This is a genomic window from Curtobacterium sp. Curtsp57 (assembly GCF_047324335.1).
GTDB lineage: Bacteria > Actinomycetota > Actinomycetes > Actinomycetales > Microbacteriaceae > Curtobacterium.
In genome coordinates this window covers 3,272,023-3,295,801 of record NZ_CP168511.1, presented here as the reverse complement: position 1 = coordinate 3,295,801, position 23,779 = coordinate 3,272,023, and the positions used below count along the sequence as shown (strand labels likewise).

Sequence of the window (23,779 nt, the reverse complement as noted above, 5' to 3'; positions counted from 1 at the left end):
CTGTGCCCAGGATACGTCCACGCACCGACAATCGGTAGCGCGTGCTCAGGACGTGCGGGCCACCGCGACCCGGCCGGAGCCCGTCAGCGTTCCCGGACCGATGCACGTGTCCCCGAACGCGAGCGGTCGCCCGTCGCACCGGACGTCGCCGTCGAGCAGGACCACGGCGAGCACGTCGGCGCCCGGCACGGACGACCCGGCGACGCGCTCGACGCGCAGGTCGGGTCGGCCCACCCCGCGGCGGACCATGAGGTTGAGATCGTGGGAGGACTTGGACACCCCGACTGCGGCGACCGCCGACTCCCCCGCGAAGGCGATGCCGTCGTACTGCCCGAGCACCGCGCGCACCCCGTCCACGTCGAGCTCGAGCCCGTGCACGCCGAGCGCCAGGAGCACGCGGTCCACGCCTGGGAGCGGGGAGAACGGCGCCGACGAGCCCACCGTCGCGATGCTGAGCCGCACGTCGAAGTCCCCCGCCGACGGCGTTCGCCAGAGCTCCACGGTCTCCCCGAGCCCGTTCGCCCACCGGGTGGGCGGCGTCTCGTCGAACCGGACGAGCCTCACGCGACCCCCTCGTCGTCGAGCGACACGTGCGCGGTCTCCGGCGCGAGGAAGATTGACACGACCATGCCGACGACGAGCACGGCGGCGAGGGCGAGCAGCGTCGCGCTGATCCCCCACCCGGCGAGCGTGATGGGCAACAGGAACGTGCCGATCGCCGATCCGATGCGGCTCACCCCGTTGAGGAGGCCGACGCCGGCGGCGCGGACGTTCGTCGGGAAGAGCTCCGGCGGGTACACCTGGTCGAGGTTCGAGCTGCCCGACATCACGAACGTGAAGATCAGGAACGGCGGCAGCACCACCCAGACGGGTGCGTGACTGCCGAGTGCGACGGCGGCGAGCGCGACGGCCATGATGCCGAACGTCCAGATGACGAGCGGACGGCGGCCGATCTTGGCGACCGCCCAGAGTCCCGCGATCCCACCGAGCAGCAGGAACACGTTGAGCAGCAGGCCCGACGAGAACCCGTCGGCGTCCATCCCGAGGCTCAGCAGGATGACGGGCAGGAACGTGTAGATCGCGAAGTACGGGATCACCTGCGCGTTGTAGAACACCGTGCCGAAGACGGTCCGCCGCAGGTTCCGACCGGTGAAGAGGTCCCGGTAGCGACCGGGACGTGCGGTCGAGTGCGTCGCCGCCACCGTGTCGACGTCGAGCTGTCCCGGCAGGTACTCCGCGACGATCGCGCGGGCTTCCTCGATGCGGCCCTTCGTGATCAACCACCGCGGCGACTCCGGCGTGCCGAGCCGCAGGATCAGCACGACGATGGCCGGGATCGCGCCGCTCGCGAGCAGGAAGCGCCAGCCGAGGTCGGACGGGATCGTGCTGATCCAGGTACCGATGAAGTACGCCGCGGTGTACCCGACCGTCCACGCGACCGTGAGCGAGGCGAGGAGGCCGCCGCGGAAGCGAGCCGGCACGAACTCGGCGACGAGGGTCGGCCCGAGCGCGTAGTCCGCGCCGACGCCGAAGCCGATGAGCAGGCGGAGCACGAACAGCGACACGGGTTCGTGCACGAAGAACTGCGCTGCCGACGCGACGACGATGAGCACGAAGTCGAGCATGTAGATGAGCCGACGGCCGAACAGGTCGCCGAGCCACCCGCACGTGATGCTGCCGACGAAGATGCCGATGAGCACCGAGCTCGCGATGAGGCCCGACCACAGGGCGTCGACGTGCATGCCGGAACCGATGAGGGTCAGTGCGATCCCGATGCTGCCGAGGGCGTAGCCGTCCGAGAAGTTCGCACCGAAGGTGAGCGCGGTGATGCGGAGGTGGAAGCGGCTGAGCTTCTCGGGACGGTCCTGGTGCACCGCGGGGGTGCCGGTCGAGGACGATGTCATGGTGCTCCGATGGTCGGTGTTCCCGTGATCTCGAGGAGCTCGTCCGAGCAGACCAGGGTGTAGAGGGTCTCGATGTCCTCGCCGAACGCACGGTCGTGTTCGGCGAAGGGGACGTCACGGCGGACGCGGGTCCGGACTGCGGCGAGCGCCGGGGAGCTCGCGTCGATCGAGTCGAGCAGGTCGGTGGCCTGTGCGGCGGTGAGCAACTCGATCGCGAGCACGTACCGGAGCCGCTCCACGGTACGGGTCGCCTGCTGGGTGGCGAGGTACGCGTTGCTGATCGGGTCCTCCTGTCCGGCCGAGGTGGGGATCGAGTCGATCGTCGCCGGGGACGCCTCGCCACGGATCTCCATCACGAGGGCGGCGGCGGTGTACTGCGGGATCATCAGGCCGTTGTCGAGCCCAGGGGTCCTGGCCAGGAACGGTGGCAGTTCGCTGACGGTGCTGTTCACCATGCGGTCGACCCGGCGTTCGCTGTGGTGGGCGAGGACCGCCGCCGCGGCCTTGAGCGAGTCCATCGCGAGGCCGATCGACGTCGCGTCGAAGTTCCCGCCCATCACCGCATCACCGTCACCACTGCCGTCGCCGAACAGCACCGGGTTGTCGCCGAGGGATCCGAGGGCCTCGTCGACGATCGTCGCGGCGTCGCCGAAGGCCCGTGCGACGGACCCGTGCAGCTGGGGCATCGCGCGGATCAGGTAGGGATCCTGCACGCGGTGGTCCCGGTGCCGCTCGGCGAGGGCACTGCCGTCGAGCAGCCGCGCGATGGTGCTGGCCGACCGCTGCTGCTCGGGGGCGCGGCGGAGCGCGTGCAGGCGCGGGTCGAGGGCCCTGGTCGTGCCGCGGAGCGCCTCGTACGACAGCGCGCCGATCACGTCAGCGTGCCGCAGTGCGCTCGTGGCGTCGTGCACGGCCAGGGCGGCGATGCCGGTGACGCTCATGATGCCGTTGAGGAGCGTCAGCCCCTCCTTGGCCTCGAGCCGGATGGGCGACAGCCCCGCGGCGTGCAGCGCGTCCGCCCCCGGGAGCACCACGCCGGCGACCCGGGCGCGCCCGCGACCGATCAGGACGAGGGCGATGTGCGCCTCGAGCGCGAGGTAGCCGAGGGAACCGGAACCGGGCACGACCGGCGTGACGCCGCGGTTCAGCAGCTCGCGGACGAGTTCGAGGGTCTGCAGGCGTGTGCCGGAGTACCCGCGACCGAGGTGTCCGAGCATCGTGACGAGGATCGCCCTGACCTGTTCGTCGGGGATCGGTGCGCCGACGGACACGGCGTGGGACACGATGATGTTCTCCTGGAGCCGCCCGGTGTCCTCGGGGGAGATCGTCTCGGTGTAGTTGTCGCCGAACCCGGTCGTGACGCCGTAGACCACGCGCCGGTCGGCGACGAACTTCGTCACGAGTGCCGCCGCGGCGTGGACCCGGGCTTCGTACGCGGCCGAGAACGAGACCGCGGCGCCGTGCCTGGCGACGGCGACGACCTGCTCGATCGACAGTTGCGCGTCGTCGAGGTGCACGTCGGTGGGCTGCATCGGACGTCGTTCCTTCCTGCTGGACGGAGGGGGTCAGCGGGCGGGTTCGTACACCGACGCCGCTTCGCGGACGAGCCAGCCGCCGATCCGGGCGACGTCGTCGGTGGTGGTCAGTCGGTAGCTCGGGACCAGGCAGGACATCGCGGCGACGACGCGGCTGCCGGCGGAGATCGGCACGGAGACCGCGGTGACGTCCTTCTCGGCGCCCTCGACGACCACGACGTACCCGTCGGGCCCGACGTCACCGAGCAGGACCCTGCCGACCGCGGTGTCCTCCACGGGGATGGCGCGTCCGACCCAGCCGACGTGGCGGATGGACTGCGTGCCCTCCGCGATCGCGAGGTGCACCGCGGTGTTCCCCGTCCCGAAGACGCTGAGGTAGCAGGACTCGGTCGTGCCGTCCGCGACGCGTCGCATGGCATCGCGGGCCTGGACGACCAGGGCCGTGTTCGAGAGTGCTGCGGCGCCGAGCTGCACCAGGTGGGGGCCTGCGGTGAACAGCCCGTCCTCGTCGCGGCGGACGAACTCGTGCGACTCGAGCGAACGGAGCAGTCGGAGCGCCGTGCTCGCGGACAGGTCGGCGCGCCGTGCGACCTCGGTGAGGGTGAGTCCGTCGGCGTCGCACACCAGCCCGAGCAGCCGGAGCGCTCGGTCGATCGTCCGCATGCCGGGCCCGCCGGTGGGTTCCTGCTCCATGCTGTCACCCTATGCAAACGCGCTGCCACTGGGTAGCAGTTGTCGTTTCGAGCGGATTAAATCGGATCGCTCACTTCTGCGGCGGAGCGTCGGCGCCGCCGATCCGCCGCGACAGCTCCCCCGCGACGCGCGTGACCTCCTGCACCAGACCATCCGGGGCCGCGCCGTCGTCATCGGACCGGTACGTGCACGCCACGCTCGCCACCGGCCACCCGCTCCCGTCGAGCACCGCGACGCCGACGGAGGCGAGTCCCTGCGTGACGGCGCCGACCTCGGTGGCGACCCCTGCCTCCCGGATCACGGCCAGCTCGGCCCGGAGCGCGCGACCGTCGGACGGCCCGGTGCCGGTCCGCGACACGAACGCCGAGTCGGACGGGTACAGCGCACGCAGCTGCGCCGGCGGCAGCGCGGCGAGCATCGCCTTGCCGCTCGCGGTGAGGTGTGCCGGCAGCCGGACCCCGACCTCGGTGACGAGCGTCGGCCGGTGCCGCGCGCGCTCCTCGACGACGTACACGACCTCGGCGCCGTGCATGACCGCGAGGTGCGCACTCTCCCCGGTCCGGTCCACCAGGGTCGCGAGCAGCGGTGCGCCGAGCAACGACAGCGGCTGCTGGCGCGTGAACCCGGACCCGAGCTCGAACGACGCGATCCCGAGCGCGTACCGCCGGCTCTCGGGGAGGTGGATCACGAACCCGTGGTCGACCAGCGTGGACAGGAGTTGGTAGACGGTGGAGCGCGGGAGTCCGAGCCGCGTCGCGATGGCGGCCGCCGCCATCGGACCACGCTGGGACCCCAGCGCGGTCAGGATGCGCAGCGTCGAGTCCGCCGCAGGGGCCTTGGGCACGGTCCTCCTGTCGCCGCCGTGTTTCGTGTCCGGTATCCCGGACACTACCTGCCGTGGAGCACCCTGCGGACCGCGGCGTTCGTGTCGGATGGACGTGGCAGCCCGACCACCACACGCCACGGCCGCGGCCCCCAGCCACGACGCGACGACGCACGGCCCGAGAAGGAGCACCATGACCCGCACCGGACAGTCCACCCCGAGCACGGTCGGCGCACGCCCCGTCCGAGCGGCGCGCGGCACGGAGATCAGCGCGAAGAGCTGGCAGACCGAGGCGCCGCTGCGGATGCTGATGAACAACCTCGACCCGGAGGTCGCCGAGCGCCCGGACGACCTCGTCGTCTACGGCGGCACCGGCCGCGCCGCCCGCAGCTGGGAGGCGTTCGACGCGATCGTGCACGCACTCCGCGACCTGGAGTCGGACGAGACGCTCCTGGTGCAGTCCGGCAAGCCCGTCGGGATCTTCCGCACGCACGAGTGGGCGCCGCGGGTGCTCATCGCGAACTCGAACCTCGTCGGCGACTGGGCGACGTGGCCCGAGTTCCGCAAGCTCGAGGCGGAGGGCCTGACGATGTACGGGCAGATGACCGCCGGGTCGTGGATCTACATCGGCACGCAGGGCATCCTGCAGGGCACCTACGAGACCTTCGCCGCCGTCGCCGACAAGCGGTTCGGGGGTACCCTCGCCGGCACGATCACGCTCACCGGCGGCTGCGGCGGCATGGGCGGCGCCCAGCCGCTCGCGGTGACGCTCAACGGCGGTGTCGCCCTGGTCGTCGACGTGGACGCGAGCCGTCTGCAGCGCCGCGTCGAGCACCGGTACCTCGACGAGATGACGGACGACATCGACGACGCGATCGAGCGGGTCACCCGCGCGAAGGCGGAGCGACGGGCGCTCTCGGTCGGGCTCGTCGGCAACGCGGCCACGGTGTTCCCCGAGCTCCTCCGGCGCGGCGTCGCGATCGACGTCGTCACCGACCAGACCAGCGCGCACGACCCGCTGAGCTACCTGCCGGAGGGCTACGACGTCCAGACGTGGCACGACCGCGCCGAGCAGGAGCGCGACACGTTCATCGACGACTCGCGTCGGTCCATGGCGAAGCAGGTCGAGGCGATGGTCGGGTTCATGGACGCGGGCGCCGAGGTGTTCGACTACGGCAACTCCATCCGCCGCGAGGCCGAGCTCGCCGGCTACGACCGGGCGTTCGCGTTCCCCGGCTTCGTGCCCGCGTACATCCGCCCGCTCTTCGCCGAGGGCAAGGGCCCGTTCCGCTGGGCCGCCCTGTCCGGCGACCCCGCCGACATCGCGGCGACGGACCGGGCGATCCTCGAGCTCTTCCCCGAGGACGAGAAGCTCCGCCGCTGGATCACCTCGGCGTCCGAGAAGGTGCAGTTCGAGGGGCTCCCGGCGCGCATCTGCTGGCTCGGGTACCAGGAGCGCCACCTCGCCGGCCTGCGGTTCAACGAGCTCGTCGCGGACGGCACGATCTCCGCGCCGATCGTGATCGGCCGCGACCACCTGGACTCCGGGTCGGTCGCGTCCCCGTACCGCGAGACCGAGTCCATGCAGGACGGCTCGGACGCGATCGCCGACTGGCCGCTCCTGAACGCCCTGCTCAACACCGCGTCCGGCGCGACCTGGGTGTCCATCCACCACGGCGGCGGCGTCGGTATCGGCCGTTCCATCCACGCCGGCCAGGTGATCGTCGCCGACGGCACGGACCTCGCCGCCGAGAAGATCGCCCGCGTGCTCGTGAACGACCCGGGCACCGGTGTCATGCGCCACGTGGACGCCGGCTACGAGCGTGCCGAGGAGGTCGCCCGCGAACGTGGCCTCCGCGTCCCCATGTGGGAGGTCTGAGCATGACCGACTCGGGCGCGACGGTCCTCCCGGGGCTGGCCGAGATCGCCGAGGTCGGGCGGGACACCGTCCGCGGCGGGTACTCCAGGCACCTGCTGGACGACGCCGAGCGCGACCTCCGCGACTGGTTCGTCGAGCGTGCGGAGCGCCTCGGTCTCGACGTCGAGCGCGACCGGAACGGCAACACCTGGGCATGGTGGGGCGCACCGGGGCCCGATGCGTTCGTCACGGGCTCCCATCTCGACTCGGTCCCCGGCGGCGGCGCCTTCGACGGCCCGCTCGGCGTCGTCTCGGCGCTCGACGCCGTCGCACGGCTGCAGCAGGAGGGGCACCGCCCGTCGCGACCGACGGCGATCGCCGTCTTCGCCGAGGAGGAGGGCTCGCGCTTCGGCGTCGCCTGCCTCGGGTCGCGCCTGCTGAGCGGTGCCATCAGCCCGGAACGAGCGCTCGCGTTGACCGACGCGGACGGCACCAGCCTGGAGGCAGTGCTCACCTCCGCCGGCATCGACCCGTCCGCCGTCGGTCCGGATCCGGATCGCCTGGCCGGCATCGGCACGTTCGTCGAACTGCACGTCGAGCAGGGGCGCGGACTCGTCGACCTCGGGTCGCCCGTCGCGCTCGCGTCGAGCATCCTCGGGCACGGCCGCTGGCGCTTCCGGTTCTCCGGGCAGGGCAACCACGCCGGCGCGACACGCATGACCGACCGGCGCGACCCGGTCGTCGCGGCCGCTGCAGCCATCGCCGCCGTGCCCGGGATCGCTCGGTCGGCAGCGGACGCCCGGGCGACGGTCGGACGGCTCCGAGCGGTCCCGGGCGGGACGAACGTGATCGCGTCGACCGCGGAGTTCTGGCTCGACGCCCGGGCCGGCGAGGACGCCGTGACCCGCACCGTCGTCGGGGCGATCGTCGCCGCGGCCGAGGACGCCGCCGCCGCGAACGGCTGCGCGCTCGAGGTGACCGAGGAGTCCTGGTCGAGCCGGGTCGACTTCCCGGAGGGACCGCGGGCGGCGATCGACCGCGTGCTCGAGGGCGACGTGCCCGTGCTGCCGACGGGCGCGGGGCACGACGCCGGGGTCCTCTCCACGCACGTCCCGTCCGCGATGCTCTTCGTCCGGAACCCCACCGGCGTCTCGCACGCGCCGGAGGAGTGGTCGGACGCCGACGACTGCGCCGCCGGGGTCGAGGCGCTCACGACCGTGATGCGGGCGTCGACGTGACCGGCGGCGCCGCCGGTGCGGCCGCGGGGCACTGCGCGATCGCGGTGCACTGCGCGACCGCGGTCGTCGACGGCGTCGCACGGTCCGACGTCCGCCTCGACCTCGACGGAGCCGGTCGGATCACCGCCGTGACGGTCGGCGTCTCGCCGCGCGCCGGGGACCTGCGGCTCGGCACCGTCCTCGCCGGATCGGGCAACGCCCACTCGCACGCGTTCCACCGGGTGCTCCGTGGGCGGACCCACGCGGACGGCGGCGACTTCTGGCAGTGGCGCACCGCGATGTACCGAGCCGCCGCAGCCCTCGACCCGGACACGTACCGCCAGCTCGCGGTCGGCGTCTTCGCGGAGATGCTCGCCGCCGGCTGGACCGCCGTCGGGGAGTTCCACTACGTGCACCACCGCCCGGACGGGTCCCGGTACGACGACCCGAACGCCGTCGGCCTCGCCATCGCCGACGCCGCGCGCGAGGTCGGCATCCGCCTGACCCTGCTCGACACCTGCTACCTCACCGGAGCGCCGGGGCAGCCCCCCGCGGCGGAGCAACGCCGGTTCGGCGACGGGTCAGCAGCGGCATGGCTCGAGCGCTGGCACGCCCTCCGAGCCGCGCTCGGCGACGACCCGCTCGTGACGGTCGGCGCCGCGGTGCACTCCGTCCGTGCGGTCGCGCCCTCCGACGTCGCGGTGATCGCGAGCGGGCTCCCCGACGACGTCCCGCTCCACGTGCACCTGTCCGAGCAGCCCGCCGAGAACGAGCAGAGCCTCGCCGCGTACGGCGTCCGGCCGACGCGGGTGCTCGCCGACGCCGGGGCGCTCGGTCCTCGGCTGAGCGTCGTGCACGCCACGCACCTGACCGACGACGAGATCGTCCAGCTGGGGAACGCCGGGGTCTCCGCGGTGATCTGCCCCACGACCGAGGCGGACCTCGGCGACGGCATCGGTCCGGCCAGGCGACTCGCCGACGCCGGTGCGACCATCGCGCTCGGGTCCGACCAGAACGCCGTCGTCGACCCGTTCCTCGAGGTCCGCGGACTCGAGGCGGGCGAACGCCTCCACGCCCGACAACGCGGGGTCTTCTCCCCGCGGGAGCTCGATGCCGCACGGTCCACCGCCGGCTACCGAGCCCTGGGCGTCACCGGGGGCATCGGCGTCGGCGCCGTGTGCGACCTCGTCGAGATCGACTCCGCGACCGTCCGCACCGCCGGCGCCCGGCCGGAGCAGCTCCTCCTCACGGCGACGGCGTCCGACGTGCTCCGGGTGGTCGTCGGTGGCCGGGTCGTCGCCGACCGCGGCGTGCTCGTCGACGGCCGCTCCCCCGCCGCGCTGCTCCACGATGCGATCGACGTGATCGACGTGATCGGCGCTGCCGAACCGACCGACTCCGCCCCGACGAACGGACCGCGCGCATGACGAGCGAACTCATCACGGACATCGGCGAACTCCGCACGATGGACCCCGCGGACGCCGACGGCTCCGACGCGGCCGCCGCGTCCGTCGTCCGTCACGACCAGGCCGTCGTCGTCGAGGGCGGCCGCGTCGCGTGGGTCGGCCCGGCCGCCGACGCGCCCGCCGCCGACCACCGCACGAGCGTCGGTGGCCGCGCCTGCCTGCCCGGCTGGGTCGACTCGCACACGCACCTCGTCTTCGCCGGTGACCGCGCGACCGAGTTCGTGGACCGGATGGCCGGGCGCCCCTACGAAGCGGGCGGGATCATGACCACGGTCGCGGCGACCCGGGACGCGACCGACGAGGAGCTCAGCCGGAGCGCCGCGGCCCTCGTCGACGAGGCCGTCGCACAGGGCACGACGACGATCGAGGCGAAGACGGGCTACGGCCTGGACGTCGACACCGAACTCCGGCTCGCCAGGATCGCCGCGCAGGTCGCGGACGTCGTGACCTTCCTCGGCGCGCACGTGGTGCCGACGGGAGTCGATCGACGGACGTACCTCGACCTCGTCACCGGCCCGATGCTCGACGCCGTCCGCCCCCACGTCGGGTTCATCGACGTCTTCTGCGAATCGGGGGCGTTCTCCCCCGACGAGTCGCGCGCCGTGCTCCTCGCCGGCCGCGCAGCGGGGCTCGGGCTCCGGGTGCACGGCAACCAGCTCGGCGAGACCGGCGGCGTCGCACTGGCCGTCGAGCTCGGCGCAGCGAGCGTCGACCACTGCAACCACCTGTCGGCCGCCGACGTCGACGCGCTCGCGGGGTCCGACACGATCGCCACGCTGCTGCCGGCGTGCGACCTGTCGACCAGGGCGCCGTTCGCGCCGGCCCGAACACTGGTCGACGCCGGAGCCCGGATCGCGCTCGCGTCGAACTGCAACCCGGGCACGTCCTTCACGTCGTCGATGCAGTTCCAGGTCGCCACCGCGGTGCTCCAGCAGCGGCTCACGCTCGAGGAGGCGCTCGGCGCGGCGACCCTCGGCGGTGCGGCCGCGCTCGGCCTCGACACCGGCACGGACGCCGTCGGCAGCATCCACGTCGGCGGGCCGGCCGACCTCCAGGTGATCGACGCGCCGACGGCCGCGCACATCCCGTACCGGATCGGCACGCCGCTGACGGCCGCCGTCTGGCAGCGCGGCCGACGGACCACCGGGGTCACCGCCGTGGGCGGGCCCCGGTAGTCGGGTCAGACCGCGACGGTCGCCAGCGTCGCCGCGAACGGGTCGAAGTCCTCGGGGAGCGAGGCGATCGGCTCCACCGTCGACTCGACCTCGACGAAGGACCGCGCGGCGATCGACTCCTCCACAGCCACCATCGTGTCGAGCACGTGGTACCCGACCTCGCCGGTGGCGATGTGCGAGCCACCACCGCGGATCGCCCGCGCCATGTCGAGGACGCCGAGACCTCGACCGACCGTCGGCTCCTCGTCGAGGAGCGTCTCGAAGGACTGCTCGAACGGGAACGTCGCGTCCTTCGTCAGCGGCCGCGCGATGCGGATCGGGTGCCCACCGCCGAACGTGTTCGGATCCGGCAGCACGATCGTGCCCTCTGTGCCGTTCACCTCGAACACGCCGTGCCGGAACAGCGGGGTGTCGAAGGACAGCAGCGACTGCGCCTGACCGCCCTGCTCGAAGGCCGTCAGCACGGACACGTGCGTCGGGACCTCGACCGGGAAGGACTGCCCGGCGTTCGGCCCGACCACCAGGTCTCTGGTCTCCCGGGACTTCGAACCGGTCGCGACGACGGACGCCACCGGGCCGAGCAGGTGCACGAGCGCCGTGAAGTAGTACGGACCGATGTCGAACAGCGGGCCTGCACCCTTGGCGTAGAGGAACGACGCGTTCGGGTGGAACACGTCGGGTCCCTGCCACTGCATGCTCGTCACGGCGGTCAGCGGGGTGCCGATCGCGCCGGACTCGATCGCGCGCTTGGCGGTCTGCCACCCGGGGCCGAGCACGGTGTCCGGCGCGATGCCGAGCTGCAGCCCGAGTTCGTCCGCCAGGGCGACGAGCCCCGCGGCTGACGCCCGGTCGACCCCGATCGGCTTCTCGCTCCAGACGTGCTTGCCCGCGCGGAGCGCCGCGGTCGAGACCTCGACGTGGGTGGCGGGGAGCGTCAGGTTGATGACGATCTCGACGTCGGGGTCGGCGAGGACCTCGTCACCGGTGCCCCACGCGGGGACGCCCCACTTCGCTGCCGACGCCGCGGCGCGCTCGGTGTCGATGTCGCCGATCCGGACGACCTCGACATCCGGGAACGTCGTGAGGTTCGTCAGGTACTGCTCGCTGATCATGCCGGCACCGATGAACCCGATGCCGACCCTGCCCGTGCGCGTCATGCCGACACCGCTTCCTTGTCCAGCGTCGCGGCGAGCCACCGGTAGGACTGCTCGACGGCGTCGAAGACGTCCAGCTCCGAGTGGTCGAACTCGATCACGGCGTACTCGAGGGCTGGTGCCGCGGCGAGGACCTCGGCGATCGGCACGTCGCCCTGTCCGGCCGGGGTCTGGTCCTGCGGGATCTCGGCGGTGGAGATGCCGGAACGCATCGGGCCGTCCTTGACGTGCACGGCGACGATGCGGTCACCGAGCTCCTGGACGAAGGCCACGACGTCGACGCCGGCCGCCGACGCCCAGTACAGGTCGAGCTCGAGCACGACGCGGGGGTCGAGGAGTTCGGCGAGCACCTGCAGTGCGGGCTTGCCGTCGATCTGCGGCCGGAGCTCGTGGTCGTGGTTGTGGTAGCCGACGCGCAGGCCGTGCTCGGCCGCCTCGTCCGCTGCGGCGTTGAGACGCGCTGCGACGCGCTCGACGCCCTCGCGGGTGGTCCACTCGTCGGGTCCGACGAACGGGTCGATGACGATCTCGAGGCCGAGCTCCTTCGCCGCGGCGAACGTGTCGGCGTGCGACGGTGCGGTCATCGTCGTGCCGTCCGGCAGGGGGATCTCCTGCTGGACGAGGAACGCGTGGCCGGTCGTGGCGGTGACGCCGTGGGCGTCGAACGCCGACTTGAGCTCCGTGGAACGGCCGACGAAGGCGAATGCCTCGACGGTGTCGAAGCCGATCGCGGCGAGCCGTGCGACCCCTGCGTCGAGGTCCGGCTCCAGCGCGGCGTTCACCGTGTAGAGCTGCAGCGAGATGGCGGGTGCCATGGGGAGTCCTTTCGTTGGTGCCAGGACCGGCTAGCGGACCGACTTGATCGGGAGGATGACGAGCGCACCGAGGAGCACGGCGACACCGGCGCCCCAGAGCATGAGCGTGTAGTTCTGTCCGCCGCCGATGCCGAGGAGGAACAGGCCGACCGCCGGGGCGAGCGACTGCGGCAGCGCGTTGGCGATGTTGATGACGCCGAGGTCCTTGCCGGGGCGCTCCGGGTCCGGCAGCACGTCGACGACCAGTGCGGTGTCGATGGCGGCGTAGATGCCGTAGGCGAAGCCCATCACGATCTCGGCGAAGTAGAACCCGCCGACGCTGTCGACGTGCGCGAGGATCACGAGACCGACCGCGGTGAGCGCGGTGGAACTCCACACGAACACCTTGCGGCGGCGGACGCGGTCGGACACCCAGCCGGAGACCGATGCGCTGACGAGCAGTGCCACCGTGTAGAGGAGCACACCGAACGCGACGACCCCGACCGCCTCGGCCTGCGGGAGCCCGACGCGGTCCTCCATGTACAGCAGCCGGTAGGTCGTGAACATGAACGTGCCGAAGGTGATCAGGAAGCGGCCCCACCAGGCGAGCCCGAAGTCGGGGTGCTTGATCGGGTTGGTCCAGAACGACGAGATCAGGTTGATCCAGCTGAACGGTTTGATCGTGCTCGTCGGCAGGTCGTCACGGGCGACGAACGAGTAGACGAGGATCAGGGCGATCGCCAGGATGCCCGGTGCGATGAAGAGCAGCGGGAGGTTGCCCACCAGGTAGACGGCGAGGTACAGGCCGGCGAGGATCGCGAGGTTCTGCGCGAGGGCGATGACACTCGACGCCTTGCCGCGTTGGAACTCGGGCACGTTGTCGGCGAAGCTCGCGGTCAGCGCAGCCAGCACGGCGTTCGCGGACACCTGCGCCAGGACCCAGGCCACCGTCAGCTGGGGCACGTTCGGCGCGAAGGCGATCCAGGCGAGCGCGACGACGAAGACCAGGATGCCGCCGACCATCCACGGGCGCCGACGACCCCATCGGGTGCGGGTGCGGTCCGAGAACGCGCCGACGAGCGGGTTCGCGAAGAGTGCACCGAGGGCACCGAACGGCAGCACGGAGCCGACGATCGTCTCGGGGCTCGCGGGGTTCAGCTCGGTCGCCTTGATGGTCATCCCGACGAACACCGGGGTGAGCAGTGCGGCGAAGAGCCCGAACTGCGCGAGGCTGAGCGCCCACATGTACTTCCGCCCGACACGCACGGTGCTGACGGACTGTGTGAGGCCCTCGACCGAGAACGCACGGGACGCCGCTGCCGGATCCGTGCTCGTCGCGCCTGCGGCGGCCGTGACCGGCGGGGTTGCGGTCCCGGCGAGACCGGACTGCGGTTCTTCCTTCGACGTCGGTGTCGACATGACTCCTCCTCGAGCCATCAGGGGCAGATGCCCTCCTGGATTCCTAGCCTCGCTAGGTTTTGAGGGACAGTAGCACCGAAAACATCCGCGCGGAAGTATTGCGTCACGATTCCATAGCAGTTGCTCCGAGCAACAGGTGTCACCGAGACGGCGCGGCCGTCCGCGGTAGCCTTCGACGGTGAGCTCCAGCGACGGATCCGGCACGCGAGGCCCCTACGCCAAGGGCGTGCAGCGTCGGAAGGAGATCCTCGACCGGACGCTCGACGTCGTGGCGTCGAAGGGCATCGACGGCACCTCGTTGCGGGCGATCGGCGAGGCGATCGGCGTCTCCCACGCGGCACTGCGGCACTACTTCGACTCGCGTGAGGCACTGCTCCTCGAGGTCCTGCGGGAGCGCGACGCCGAGTCGACCCGTCGGCTCGACGGTGTCGACGGCGTCCTGAACCGGATGGCCGGCGCGGCGGACCACAACGTCAGCGTGCCCGGGCTCGTGACGATGTACACGACGCTCCTCGCGACGTCGGTGGAACCGGGCAACGAGACCTCCCGCGCCTTCTTCGCGGAGCGGTTCGAGATCGCCCGCGCGGACCTCGCCGGGCAGCTGCGCGACGAGCTGCAGGCGTCCGGTCGACACTCCGATGCCGATCTCGACCAGGTCGCGTCGCTCATCATCGCCGCGTTCGACGGCCTCCAGGTCCAGTGGCTGCTGGACCGCAGCGTCGACATCGCCGGGACACTGCGGCTGCTGGAGCGCGTGCTCTGACGAACCCCCGCCGCCGCCGTCTCGGTCCTGCTCTCCTCGCGACGCTCGTCGGCGTCGTCAGGACAGACGGACAGGAGGCTCGGTGCCAGCTGGCACCGAGCCTCCTGTCCGCGCGCACCCGCGTCAGACCGTGATGGTCTCGCCGTCCGGGACGGTGACCAGCTCGACACCCGTCAGCTGTCCCGTGAACTGCGCGAAGGAGCCCTTGCCGGCGTCGCTGAGCATGAGGTCGTGGATCTGCACGGCACGGGCGGGGTGCACGGCGCGCACGAAGTCGACCAGCTCGCCGAGCTTCGCCCACGGACCGGAGGTCGGGACGAGGAGTGTCTGGACCGATTCCTCGGGCACGAAGTACGCGTCGCCCGGGTGGTACACGTTGCCGTCGACGACGTAGCCGACGTTGCGCATGAGCGGGATGTCCGCGTGGATGACCGCGTGGTCACCACCGACGACCTGCACGGCGAAGCCGGCGGCCTCGAACGCGTCGCCTGCGGTGACCGTCGTCACGCGGCCGTCCCGGTCGCCGAGCTCGGCAGCGACGTTCGCCGGAGCCCAGACGCGGAGGTCGGGCTGGGCGTCGAGCGCCGCACCCAGGACCGCGGCGTCGAAGTGGTCGGGGTGGTCGTGGGTGACGAGCACCGCGGTGGTGTGCGCGACGAGTTCCGCGGAGTTCGGCGTGTAGGCGCCCGGATCGATCACGAGGGTGTGCTCGCCCTTGGTGAGCACGACGGTGGCGTGGGTGTACTTCGTGAGTTCCATGTCGGCAATTGTACAGGCTGCCTGTACAGTTTTCCCATGGGCATCGATGAGCAGACGTTCACGCTCGACGACGCGAACGAACTCCGACGGGCGATCGGCGAGAGCGTGCGCGCGATCCGCCGGACGGAGACCACGCCGGAGGGGCAGATCGAGGTGCTCGGGTTCCTCGCCCGGGACGGCGCGTACAGCATCGCGGCGCTCGCACGGCTGCGACGGGTGCGCCACCAGACGATGCGGGTGACGGTGGCGGACCTCGAGGAGCAGGGACTCGTGGCGCGGACCCCGGACCCGGCCGATGCCAGGGGCGTGCTCGTCGCGCTGACCGACACGGGGCGGGAGGTGATCGCGTCCTCGCGCATCCGCCGGTCGACGCGGATCCTCGCGGCCGCCGAACGTGCGCTCACACCGTCCGAGCGAGCGGTCCTCGCGCAGGCCGCCGCCGCGCTCGACAAACTGACGGCGGCACTGCACGCCGACGGGCAGTGACCGGGGCGCTGCGGCGGTGGCCCGGCACCGCGACTGGTCGACGACTCCTCAGACGCTGCGGAGACGGCCGGGCCCGACCGGGAGCAGCCCGCCGCGGTACTCGAGGACGCCGACGGACGCGGTGACGGTCATCGACGCAGCACCGAACCGCCACGCCCGGTTGAACAGGTAGACACCGAGGACCGTCGTGCCCTCGTCGGGGACCGCCCACGTGCCCGTCCCCCACTGCGCCGGGTGTCCGACGCCGTCGATCGTCACGGTCGGCCGGGCGAACCACGCGACCGCGGGCTTCACGATCCGGAGCTCGACGCGACGCCTGGTCGTCCCCGAGGGCAGTACTGCATCCACCGCCGAAGACTACGGGACGATCAGAGCTGCCGGAGCAACCGTGCGAGCTCGTCGAGGTCGTGCTCGGACCACCGCGAGAGCGCGCCCCGGAACTCGTCCCGAGCCGTGCTCCGCGTGCGTTCCATCCGCTCGATCGCGTCCGCGGTGGCCGCGACGATGATCGCCCGCCGATCCGTCGGATCGGTCGACCGGGACACGAGCCCGAGCTCTTCGAGCTGGTGGAGCTGCCGGCTGAGCACGCTCTTGTCGAACCCGAGGGCCTCGGCGAGGTCGCGCGCACCCGTCGGACCACCGACGACGAGCTCGACCAGTGTCCGGTACCCGGACGGCTGCAGGGCCGGATCGATGTCGTCTGAGCGCTGTCGCATCTGCTGGCGGTAGGCGTTGTACAGCGCGGCGAACTGCCGTTCGAGCGTGTCGATGCGGGTCGCGATCCCGTCGGGGACCCCGGGCCCGGCCGATTCCGTTGGCTTGGTCACCTCACGAGTGTCGACCATGCGCCCTGCCACCGCCCTGCGAACCGCTGGTCTCGATCACCGGGTTCGAACCCGTGACGGTCCCGACACCGGCGAAGTCCTCGGCGGATCCCGCGAGCGGCCCCTGGTCGGTGGAGCGCTCGGCGACGGTCTTCGTGGTGAGCGGCTTGTTCGGCATGAAGACGATCGCCAGGACGAGGAGGATCGCGATCGGCGCGGCGATGAGGAAGATGTTCGCGACCGCCTGGCCGTAGGCGGACTCGATGATCTCGCGGACGCCGTGCGGCAGCTGGCTGACGGCCGGGATGCTGCCGGAGGCGAGCTCCTTCGCGACGGCCGCGCCCTTCTCGCCGAGTGCCGCGATCGCCTTGCTGAGCTCCGCCTGCTCGTCACCGATCAGGTCCGAGACCCGGGTGCCGAGGACGGTCCCGAGGACGGAGACGCCGAGCGCACCACCGAGGGACCGGAAGAACGCGACACCGGCGGACGCCGCACCGATGTTCTTCGGCTCGGTGGTGTTCTGCACGACGAGGACGAGGTTCTGCATGACCGACCCGACACCGGCGCCCATGACGAACATGTAGACCGCGACGACGACGTACGGGGTGTCGTACTGGATCGTGCCCATCAGTGCGAGACCGACCACGAGTGCGATCGACCCGATCGTCATGATCGGCTTCCACTTGCCCGTCTTCGTGACGAGCATGCCGCCGACGGTCGAGGCGATGAGCAGACCGCCGATCATCGGGATGGTCAACAGGCCGGACTGCGTCGGGGTCGCCCCGCGGGCCAGCTGCATGTACTGCGCCAGGTAGACCGTCGCGCCGAACATGGCGATGCCGACGGCGATCGAGCCGATCACGGCCATCGTGAAGGTGCGGTTCCGGAAGAGGGTCATCGGGATGACCGGCTCCTTGGCGCGGAGCTCGACGAACACCGTGGCGACGAGCAGGACGACCGCGCCGATCACCATGACGAAGGACGTGGGCGACACCCAGTCGAAGTTCTTGCCGGCGAGCGTGACCCAGATCAGCAGCAGCGAGACGCCGCCCGCGATGAACGCGATGCCGAGGTAGTCGATCGAGACCTTGCGCTTCGGCAGGGCACGCAGCTTCAGGGTGAGCTGGAGCAGGATGATCGCGGCGATCGCGAACGGGACGCCGACGAAGAAGTTCCAGCGCCATCCGAGGCTGTCCGTCAGCAGGCCGCCGAACAGCGGGCCGCCGACGGTGCCGACCGCCATGACGGCGCCGAAGTACCCGCCGTAGCGCCCGCGCTCACGGGGACTGATGATGTCCGCCAGGATGATCTGGCTGAGGGCGGTGAGTCCACCGGCCCCGAGGCCCTGCACCACGCGGAAGGTGATGAGCGTGCCGGGGTTCTCCGAGAAGCCGGCCAGCGCCGAGCCGAGCACGAAGATCACCAGCGACAGCTGGATGAGGAACTTGCGGTTGAAGAGGTCGGCGAGCTTGCCCCAGACCGGGGTGGACACGGTCGTCGCGAGCAGCGTCGAGGTCACGACCCACGTGTAGGCGCTCTCCCCACCGCCGAGGTCACCGATGATGCGCGGGAGCGACGTGCTGACGACCGTCGACGCGAGGATCGCGACGAACATGCCGAGCAGCAGACCGGACAGGGCTTCGAGCACCTGGCGGTGGGACATCGCGGGGGCTGCAGACTCCTGGTCGTGCACGGCTGCTGGTGGGGTGTGTGACATCGGGCTCCCTCGGTGGAACGGGATGCCACGCTGCATCCGAAAAGTTGACAGACGTCAATCATCACACATCGTTGACCGATGTCAACGAGTGCGGCCGACGTGGTTGGCCGCTAGATTGTTGAACAACTTCGGCGACGACAGGGGATACGCGTGACGACGATCGACCTGAACAGCGACCTCGGCGAGGGCTACGGCGCCTGGACGATGGGCGACGATGCCGCGATGCTCGACGTCGTCTCGAGCGCGAACGTCGCCTGCGGCTTCCACGCCGGCGACCCGACGATCATGCTCGCCACTGCCCACGCCGCGGCATCGCGCGGGGTCGCGGTCGGGGCGCACGTGGCCTACCGCGACCTCGTGGGCTTCGGTCGTCGTCCGGTCCAGGTCACGCCGGACGAACTGCACGCCGACGTCGTCCACCAGCTCGGCGCGATGGCGGCCACCGCGCGGGTCGCCGGCACGACCGTGACCTACGTGAAGCCGCACGGCGCGCTGTACAACACCGCGTGCGCAGATCCGGTGCAGGCCGACGCGGTGACCAGGGCGGTCGCCGACGTCGACCCGTCCCTGGCCGTGCTCGCGCTGCCGGGATCCGAACTCCTCCGTGCCGCCGAACGCCACGGCCTGCGCACGGTCACCGAGTCCTTCGCGGACCGCGCGTACGAACCGGACGGGTCGCTGGTGTCGAGGAGCACGGCGGGCGCGGTGCTGCACGACCCGGACGTCGTGGCGGCCCGCGTGCTCCGGATGGTCACCGAGGGCGTCGCCACCGCCGTCGACGGCTCGGACATCCCGGTGCGCGCCGACTCGGTCTGCGTCCACGGTGACTCACCGGACGCCGTCGCGATGGCCCGCGCGATCCGTGCGCTGCTCACCGAGCAGGGCATCACGATCGCGCCGTTCACCCCGGCGCCGTGACGCCCGACGTCCGACCAGCGGGTGGCACCGCCCTGCTCGTCACGTTCGGGTCCCTGGCCGAGGTCGTGGCGTTCCGCGCGGGGATCACCGCCGCGGTACTGCCCGGCGTGACCGAGGTCGTGTCCGGCGCCCGCACGCTCCTCGTCCGGTTCGACCCGGCCAGGACGGACGCCGGACGGCTCCGCGCCGACCTCGCGCGCGTCGAGCCCGCGGACGCGGAGCGGGCCGGCGACACCGACCCGCTCGTCATCCCCGTCACCTACGACGGCGACGATCTCGACGCGGTCGGCGTCATCACGGGCATGACGCGCGACGAGCTCGTCGCGTGGCACACGGATCAGGTCTGGACGAGCGCGTTCTGCGGCTTCGCCCCGGGTTTCAGCTACCTCACCGGCACGTCGCCCGCGTTGGACATCCCCCGTCGCGACACCGCGCGCACCGCCGTCCCGAGCGGGGCCGTCGCCCTCGCGGGCGAGTTCAGCGCGGTCTACCCGCGGGTCTCGCCCGGGGGCTGGCAGCTCATCGGCCGCACCGACGTCCCGATGTGGTCGGTCGAACGGGACCCACCGGCGCTCGCCCCCGCTGGCACCCGGATCCGCTTCGTGCGGGCCGACTCGTGAGCACGCTCACCGTCCTGCGCGTCGGCTTCGGCGTCACGACCCAGGACCTCGGCCGTCCCGGTCTCAGCGACATGGGCCTCGGCGCTGCCGGCGCCGCCGATCGCGGGTCTGCTGCGCTGGCCAACCGCGTGGTCGGCAACCGTCCGGACGCGGCCGTCCTGGAGGCCCTGCTCGGCTCCGTCACGCTCCGCGCCGATTCGCACGTGGTCGCCGCCGTCACCGGCGCGGCTCCCCCTGTCCACGTCACGCGGGCGGACGGCTCGGTCCGCGGCGCGGCCGCGTACGAGATCGTCACGCTCGACCCCGGCGACACGCTCGACATCGGCGTGCCGGACACCGGGCTGCGCACGTACGTCGCGGTCCGTGGCGGGTTCGCGGTCGCACCGGTCCTCGGGAGCCGGTCGTGGGACTCGCTCGCGCAGCTCGGTCGGGCGCCCCTGGTCGCCGGCGACGTGCTCGACATCGGGAACGCCGCGGACGCGTGGCCCGTCGTCGACGCCGTCGCCCCGCCGCTCGGGCCGTGGCCGTGGGAGTCCGTCGTGCTCGACGTCGTGCCGGGTCCGCGCGACGACTGGTTCACGCCCGGGTGGCGGACGACGCTGACCGGCCAGGACCACCACGTCACGCAGGACAGCGACCGTGTGGGGGTCCGGACGACCGCCGCCGAACCGTTGGTCCGGGCGGTCACGCACGAGCTCCCGAGCGAAGGCGTCGAGACCGGCTCGCTGCAGGTCCCACCGGCGGGCTTCCCCGTGCTGTTCCTCGCCGACCACCCGGTGACCGGCGGCTACCCGGTCGTCGCGGTCCTCACGCCGGGGTCCGTCGACCGTGCGGCACAGCTCCGACCGGGCGACACGGTCCGCTTCCGCGTCAGCGAATGAGCGCGGCGACGGCGTCGACGACGATCTGCCGACGCCGTGCCGGGGTGACCGCTCGGACGAGTGGCTCGAACCCTGCCGGTGTCGTGCTCCACATCGCCGCAGTGGTGAGGACGAGCGCGAGGAGGACGGCCGGCCGGTAGCTCCGCGGGACGACGCCGGCGCGCTGCGCGTGCTCGATCGCCGACACGACGGCCTCGTTGGCGACGACGACGTCCCCGACGGGACTGGCGTCCTGGCGTTCCAGGCGGTACCAGGTCGCCAGCCGCAGTGCCCAGGGGCGACGGGCGTAGCTGTCGTGCAGTCGCCCGGCGTACTCCGGGAGGTCGTCGGTGTCGAGCGGCACGTCCTCGAGCGTCTCCGCGACGGATTGCGCGACGACCGCGTCGAACAGCCCCTCCTTGCTCCCGAAGTAGTGGAAGATCTGCGCCTTGTTGCTCGACGACGCCGCCGAGATGCGCTCGATCCGGGACGCCGCGAGCCCGACGGCCGCGAACTCGTCGCGCCCGGCGAGCAGGAGTCGTGCCCGGACGGCGTCGGCGGGCGGGGGCGTGAAGGCGGCCATGGCCACCACGCTACCGACTCGCGTCAGCGCTTCGCCGCACAGGTGACGGTGGCCGCACTCTGCCCGGAGACGTCGGCCGGGAGCGGCGACGACGTGGGCGGAGCCGATCCCCCTGGTGCGGATCCCCCTTGTGCCGATCCCCCTGGTGCTGTTGCTCCCCCCGGTGCGGCCGACCCGTCTGGTGCTCCTGACGGCGGGGCCGACGGGTCGCGGACTGCGGAGCGACCGAGGCTCTCCGCTCCGAGCACCACCGGCTGGTCCTGCTGCAGCACGGCGTTCAGGGTGCTCGCCGGACCCTTGGCGACCAGGACCCGCGCGGGGTCCGTCGGGTCGTCGACGACCGGGTACTGGACGAAGGACATGTTCGACAGCCCGACGGAGTTCACGGCGAGGGCCAGCCGTGCGAGCGTCGTCGGGTCGGCCAGCGTGTCGGAGAGCGTCATGTGCTTCGACGCCGTCGTGGCGAGCCGCAGGACCTTGCCGGGGTCGGTCAGCGTGTGGGCCGACACGGTCTGCCGTGCCAGCGCCGCCATGAAGGTCTGCTGGTTGCTGATCCGGGCGAGGTCGCTGGAGTCACCGACCCCGTAGCGCGACCGGAGGAACGCGGCCGCCTCGGCACCGTTCAACTCCTGGTCGCCCGCCTGCAGATCGAGGGCCGGGGTGACGTCGGTGTCGTGGATCGGGGTCGCGAGACACACCTCGACCCCACCGACGGCGTCCGCCATCGCCACGACGCCGTCGAAGGTGATCATGCCGGCGTAGCCGATCTGGAGCCCGGTGAGCTGGTCGATCGTCTCCGCGACACAGGCGAGCCCGTGCTGCTCACCCCCTCGACCGAGCGCGGTGTTGAGCATCGCGGCCGGGACCGCGGGCGTGACCGTGCCCTGGTCGTTCTCGCACGCGGGAATCGGGACCACGAGGTCGCGCGGGAAGCTGACGACCGCCATGTTGGTGTGGTCCGCGGAGATGTGCACGAGCAGGTTCGAGTCGTTGTGCCCGACACCCGAACTCGCACGGCGGTTCGCGGCGTCGTCGAACCCGGCTCCCTGCCCGTCTCGGGTGTCGGTCGCGACGAGCAGCATGTTCACCTCGCCGGTCGCGGCCGTCAGCTGCGGTGCACGGGTCTGGTGGCTGCCCGGCATGGCCAGCGAGACCGTCGGCTTCGCGTCACGCACCACCTGCCACGACGCGATCGCGGCGACGGAACCGACGCTCACCAACCCGATCGCGGCGACCGCGGCGACGGCCTTGACCATCGGTCCGAGCGTGCCGTGCCGGCGCTGCCGACCGTGTCGCGCAGCGGGTACCCCGCCGCGCGTCACCGGATCGTCCTCGTTGCGAACCCCTCATCGTGCATGTCGTCAGTCTCGATCAGTGCCGGCGGACGCGGGATCATCCTTTGGTCGACGATCCGGGACCGATGGTCTGATTCGCTCCGTCCGCGTTGCCGGCCCGCGACGGCGCTCGTAGTGTCGACGTGTCGCTGGCGGACGAGCCGTCGAGCGGACGAGGAGCGTTGCATGTCGAACCGCGAGACCGGCCCCCGGAACACCACCGGAGTGGCGTTCCGCCGCTCTGCCGCCACCGTGGCGGTCGCCTGCGCCGTGGCCGGATCGCTCGTCGGCCTCGGTTCCGTGGGCGCGCTCGCCGCTCCGGAACGTACCTCAGCGCACGCTTCGAGTCCGACCGCGCAGCCGACACCCGTGCCGAAGGTGCAGTACGGCGACGCGGACATCGCCCGGTTCCAGGCGTCGCCGTACGCCGAGGACGCTGTCGCGCTGGCAGCGGCGTGGAACACTGACGTCACGACGGCGAAGGGCCGCGCGGGCGCCGATCTGCGAGCCGGGACCGCGCTGCCGTTCGCCGCCGGGGAGGCCGCCAGCTACCCGTTCACGCAGGAGCAGCAGCGCAACGCCTTCTTCCTCGGGTACGGGGATTTCCAGCAGGCACTCGGGCTCGCCGTCGCCTGGGGCGTGCCCGACGTCGACACCGTGAAGACGAAACTCGGAGCGGAGGTGATCGCCCACCGGCCGATGCCAGCGCCCCCGACGACCTACACCGATGCCGAGTACGCGCGGGCGTTCACCGCGAGCGGGTACGACGACGGCGACGGCGCCCGTTTGGCGGCCCTCTGGCAGAGTCCTTCGACCTACAGCGCCGAGGTCACGGCGGGGAAGGCGCTTCTCGCCGGCGCCACGCTGCCGCTCTGAT

24 protein-coding genes are annotated in these 23,779 nt (G+C 71.9%); 10 read left to right on the top strand and 14 right to left on the bottom strand.

Translation table 11 applies throughout. The features are described from left to right. Nucleotides 1-45: 45 nt before the first annotated feature. The 5 genes from ACEN9V_RS15920 to ACEN9V_RS15900 form a co-directional block, all read right to left on the bottom strand. Nucleotides 46-564, bottom strand: coding sequence for a HutD family protein (locus ACEN9V_RS15920; RefSeq protein WP_413601119.1), 519 nt, complete (start codon nt 562-564; stop codon nt 46-48). Continuing rightward, complete coding sequence (locus tag ACEN9V_RS15915; RefSeq protein WP_413601118.1) at nt 561-1,904, bottom strand: MFS transporter; 1,344 nt, start codon at nt 1,902-1,904, stop codon at nt 561-563. The genes ACEN9V_RS15920 and ACEN9V_RS15915 overlap by 4 nt, the downstream gene beginning before the upstream one ends. Continuing rightward, on the bottom strand, nt 1,901-3,436 hold the full coding sequence (locus ACEN9V_RS15910) for an HAL/PAL/TAL family ammonia-lyase (RefSeq protein WP_413601117.1): 1,536 nt from the start codon (nt 3,434-3,436) through the stop codon (nt 1,901-1,903). The genes ACEN9V_RS15915 and ACEN9V_RS15910 overlap by 4 nt, the downstream gene beginning before the upstream one ends. 33 nt (nt 3,437-3,469) lie before the next feature. Continuing rightward, complete coding sequence (locus ACEN9V_RS15905; protein WP_281265632.1) at nt 3,470-4,132, bottom strand: IclR family transcriptional regulator; 663 nt, start codon at nt 4,130-4,132, stop codon at nt 3,470-3,472. Between the two features lie 70 nt (nt 4,133-4,202). Next, nucleotides 4,203-4,976 (bottom strand): IclR family transcriptional regulator, encoded by a 774-nt coding sequence (locus ACEN9V_RS15900; protein ID WP_413601116.1) that lies wholly within the window; start codon nt 4,974-4,976, stop codon nt 4,203-4,205. Nucleotides 4,977-5,148: 172 nt separating this feature from the next. Between ACEN9V_RS15900 and hutU the strand changes: the two genes are divergently transcribed. Genes hutU through hutI form a run of 4 tightly spaced genes read left to right on the top strand, consistent with a single transcriptional unit; the run spans nt 5,149 to nt 10,671 of the window. After that, a complete protein-coding gene (hutU, locus tag ACEN9V_RS15895; RefSeq protein ID WP_402729822.1) occupies nt 5,149-6,834 on the top strand; it encodes a urocanate hydratase in 1,686 nt (561 codons plus the stop codon). Nucleotides 6,835-6,836: 2 nt separating this feature from the next. Next, nucleotides 6,837-8,051 carry an allantoate amidohydrolase gene (locus ACEN9V_RS15890; protein ID WP_413601115.1) on the top strand — a complete coding sequence of 405 codons (1,215 nt, stop codon included), beginning with the start codon at nt 6,837-6,839 and terminating at the stop codon, nt 8,049-8,051. Further along, nucleotides 8,048-9,457 (top strand): formimidoylglutamate deiminase, encoded by a 1,410-nt coding sequence (locus ACEN9V_RS15885; RefSeq protein ID WP_413601114.1) that lies wholly within the window; start codon nt 8,048-8,050, stop codon nt 9,455-9,457. Before ACEN9V_RS15890 ends, ACEN9V_RS15885 begins: the two co-directional genes overlap by 4 nt. Continuing rightward, a complete protein-coding gene (gene hutI / locus ACEN9V_RS15880) occupies nt 9,454-10,671 on the top strand; it encodes an imidazolonepropionase (RefSeq protein WP_413601113.1) in 1,218 nt (405 codons plus the stop codon). Before ACEN9V_RS15885 ends, hutI begins: the two co-directional genes overlap by 4 nt. Nucleotides 10,672-10,676: 5 nt before the next feature. Here the strand turns inward: hutI and ACEN9V_RS15875 are convergent, their stop codons facing one another. Genes ACEN9V_RS15875 through ACEN9V_RS15865 form a run of 3 tightly spaced genes read right to left on the bottom strand, consistent with a single transcriptional unit; the run spans nt 10,677 to nt 14,038 of the window. Then, nucleotides 10,677-11,828 (bottom strand): Gfo/Idh/MocA family protein, encoded by a 1,152-nt coding sequence (locus ACEN9V_RS15875; protein WP_413601112.1) that lies wholly within the window; start codon nt 11,826-11,828, stop codon nt 10,677-10,679. Next, nucleotides 11,825-12,640, bottom strand: a complete 816-nt coding sequence (locus ACEN9V_RS15870) for a sugar phosphate isomerase/epimerase family protein (RefSeq protein ID WP_413601111.1) — start codon at nt 12,638-12,640, stop codon at nt 11,825-11,827. The genes ACEN9V_RS15875 and ACEN9V_RS15870 overlap by 4 nt, the downstream gene beginning before the upstream one ends. A gap of 30 nt (nt 12,641-12,670) precedes the next feature. After that, nucleotides 12,671-14,038, bottom strand: coding sequence for an MFS transporter (locus tag ACEN9V_RS15865; protein ID WP_413601110.1), 1,368 nt, complete (start codon nt 14,036-14,038; stop codon nt 12,671-12,673). A 178-nt stretch (nt 14,039-14,216) separates the two neighbouring features. Here ACEN9V_RS15865 and ACEN9V_RS15860 point away from each other — a divergent pair, with 178 nt between their 5' ends. Beyond that, entirely contained in the window at nt 14,217-14,801 is a 585-nt protein-coding gene (locus tag ACEN9V_RS15860; protein ID WP_413601109.1) for a TetR/AcrR family transcriptional regulator, read from the top strand. Nucleotides 14,802-14,924: 123 nt separating this feature from the next. On the opposite strand, the gene ACEN9V_RS15855 is transcribed toward ACEN9V_RS15860, so the two are convergent. Next, the gene (locus ACEN9V_RS15855) at nt 14,925-15,560 is read right to left on the bottom strand and encodes an MBL fold metallo-hydrolase (protein ID WP_413601108.1); all 636 of its coding nucleotides are present in this window, start codon (nt 15,558-15,560) and stop codon (nt 14,925-14,927) included. A 36-nt stretch (nt 15,561-15,596) separates the two neighbouring features. Here ACEN9V_RS15855 and ACEN9V_RS15850 point away from each other — a divergent pair, with 36 nt between their 5' ends. Further along, nucleotides 15,597-16,046: a MarR family winged helix-turn-helix transcriptional regulator gene (locus tag ACEN9V_RS15850; RefSeq protein ID WP_281265644.1), complete on the top strand. Its 450-nt coding sequence runs from the start codon at nt 15,597-15,599 to the stop codon at nt 16,044-16,046. Nucleotides 16,047-16,094: 48 nt separating this feature from the next. Here the strand turns inward: ACEN9V_RS15850 and ACEN9V_RS15845 are convergent, their stop codons facing one another. The 3 genes from ACEN9V_RS15845 to ACEN9V_RS15835 are packed head-to-tail and all read right to left on the bottom strand — an operon-like array spanning nt 16,095 to nt 18,587. Further along, nucleotides 16,095-16,394, bottom strand: a complete 300-nt coding sequence (locus tag ACEN9V_RS15845; RefSeq protein WP_413601107.1) for a hypothetical protein — start codon at nt 16,392-16,394, stop codon at nt 16,095-16,097. A 20-nt stretch (nt 16,395-16,414) separates the two neighbouring features. Next, on the bottom strand, nt 16,415-16,873 hold the full coding sequence (locus ACEN9V_RS15840; RefSeq protein ID WP_281265646.1) for a MarR family winged helix-turn-helix transcriptional regulator: 459 nt from the start codon (nt 16,871-16,873) through the stop codon (nt 16,415-16,417). A 1-nt stretch (nt 16,874) separates the two neighbouring features. Further along, a complete protein-coding gene (locus ACEN9V_RS15835; RefSeq protein ID WP_413601106.1) occupies nt 16,875-18,587 on the bottom strand; it encodes an MDR family MFS transporter in 1,713 nt (570 codons plus the stop codon). Between the two features lie 150 nt (nt 18,588-18,737). Between ACEN9V_RS15835 and ACEN9V_RS15830 the strand changes: the two genes are divergently transcribed. The 3 genes from ACEN9V_RS15830 to ACEN9V_RS15820 are packed head-to-tail and all read left to right on the top strand — an operon-like array spanning nt 18,738 to nt 21,006. Next, entirely contained in the window at nt 18,738-19,505 is a 768-nt protein-coding gene (locus ACEN9V_RS15830; protein WP_413601105.1) for a LamB/YcsF family protein, read from the top strand. After that, complete coding sequence (locus ACEN9V_RS15825) at nt 19,502-20,125, top strand: 5-oxoprolinase subunit B family protein (protein WP_413601104.1); 624 nt, start codon at nt 19,502-19,504, stop codon at nt 20,123-20,125. The genes ACEN9V_RS15830 and ACEN9V_RS15825 overlap by 4 nt, the downstream gene beginning before the upstream one ends. After that, a complete protein-coding gene (locus ACEN9V_RS15820; protein ID WP_413601103.1) occupies nt 20,122-21,006 on the top strand; it encodes a biotin-dependent carboxyltransferase family protein in 885 nt (294 codons plus the stop codon). The genes ACEN9V_RS15825 and ACEN9V_RS15820 overlap by 4 nt, the downstream gene beginning before the upstream one ends. Here the strand turns inward: ACEN9V_RS15820 and ACEN9V_RS15815 are convergent. Together ACEN9V_RS15815 and ACEN9V_RS15810 are read right to left on the bottom strand one after the other, a co-directional pair. Beyond that, entirely contained in the window at nt 20,996-21,568 is a 573-nt protein-coding gene (locus ACEN9V_RS15815) for a TetR family transcriptional regulator (RefSeq protein ID WP_413601102.1), read from the bottom strand. The genes ACEN9V_RS15820 and ACEN9V_RS15815 overlap by 11 nt on opposite strands. A gap of 23 nt (nt 21,569-21,591) precedes the next feature. After that, the gene (locus ACEN9V_RS15810) at nt 21,592-22,824 is read right to left on the bottom strand and encodes an LCP family protein (protein ID WP_413601101.1); all 1,233 of its coding nucleotides are present in this window, start codon (nt 22,822-22,824) and stop codon (nt 21,592-21,594) included. Between the two features lie 264 nt (nt 22,825-23,088). On the opposite strand from ACEN9V_RS15810, the gene ACEN9V_RS15805 reads away from it, so the two are divergent. Continuing rightward, nucleotides 23,089-23,778, top strand: a complete 690-nt coding sequence (locus ACEN9V_RS15805) for a hypothetical protein (protein WP_413601100.1) — start codon at nt 23,089-23,091, stop codon at nt 23,776-23,778. Nucleotide 23,779: the final 1 nt, after the last annotated feature.

What these genes read in the sequence shown, in the direction of transcription:
- ACEN9V_RS15915 (WP_413601118.1), bottom strand. Translation starts at nt 1,904, where the DNA reads ATGACATCGTCCTCGACCGGCACCCCCGCGGTGCACCAGGACCGTCCC.
- hutI (WP_413601113.1), top strand. Translation starts at nt 9,454, where the DNA reads ATGACGAGCGAACTCATCACGGACATCGGCGAACTCCGCACGATGGAC.
- ACEN9V_RS15850 (WP_281265644.1), top strand. Translation starts at nt 15,597, where the DNA reads ATGGGCATCGATGAGCAGACGTTCACGCTCGACGACGCGAACGAACTC.
- ACEN9V_RS15815 (WP_413601102.1), bottom strand. Translation starts at nt 21,568, where the DNA reads ATGGCCGCCTTCACGCCCCCGCCCGCCGACGCCGTCCGGGCACGACTC.
- ACEN9V_RS15855 (WP_413601108.1), bottom strand. Translation starts at nt 15,560, where the DNA reads ATGGAACTCACGAAGTACACCCACGCCACCGTCGTGCTCACCAAGGGC.
- ACEN9V_RS15870 (WP_413601111.1), bottom strand. Translation starts at nt 12,640, where the DNA reads ATGGCACCCGCCATCTCGCTGCAGCTCTACACGGTGAACGCCGCGCTG.
- ACEN9V_RS15910 (WP_413601117.1), bottom strand. Translation starts at nt 3,436, where the DNA reads ATGCAGCCCACCGACGTGCACCTCGACGACGCGCAACTGTCGATCGAG.
- hutU (WP_402729822.1), top strand. Translation starts at nt 5,149, where the DNA reads ATGACCCGCACCGGACAGTCCACCCCGAGCACGGTCGGCGCACGCCCC.
- ACEN9V_RS15835 (WP_413601106.1), bottom strand. Translation starts at nt 18,587, where the DNA reads ATGTCACACACCCCACCAGCAGCCGTGCACGACCAGGAGTCTGCAGCC.
- ACEN9V_RS15905 (WP_281265632.1), bottom strand. Translation starts at nt 4,132, where the DNA reads ATGGAGCAGGAACCCACCGGCGGGCCCGGCATGCGGACGATCGACCGA.
- ACEN9V_RS15805 (WP_413601100.1), top strand. Translation starts at nt 23,089, where the DNA reads ATGTCGAACCGCGAGACCGGCCCCCGGAACACCACCGGAGTGGCGTTC.
- ACEN9V_RS15890 (WP_413601115.1), top strand. Translation starts at nt 6,837, where the DNA reads ATGACCGACTCGGGCGCGACGGTCCTCCCGGGGCTGGCCGAGATCGCC.
- ACEN9V_RS15810 (WP_413601101.1), bottom strand. Translation starts at nt 22,824, where the DNA reads ATGGTCAAGGCCGTCGCCGCGGTCGCCGCGATCGGGTTGGTGAGCGTC.
- ACEN9V_RS15865 (WP_413601110.1), bottom strand. Translation starts at nt 14,038, where the DNA reads ATGTCGACACCGACGTCGAAGGAAGAACCGCAGTCCGGTCTCGCCGGG.
- ACEN9V_RS15875 (WP_413601112.1), bottom strand. Translation starts at nt 11,828, where the DNA reads ATGACGCGCACGGGCAGGGTCGGCATCGGGTTCATCGGTGCCGGCATG.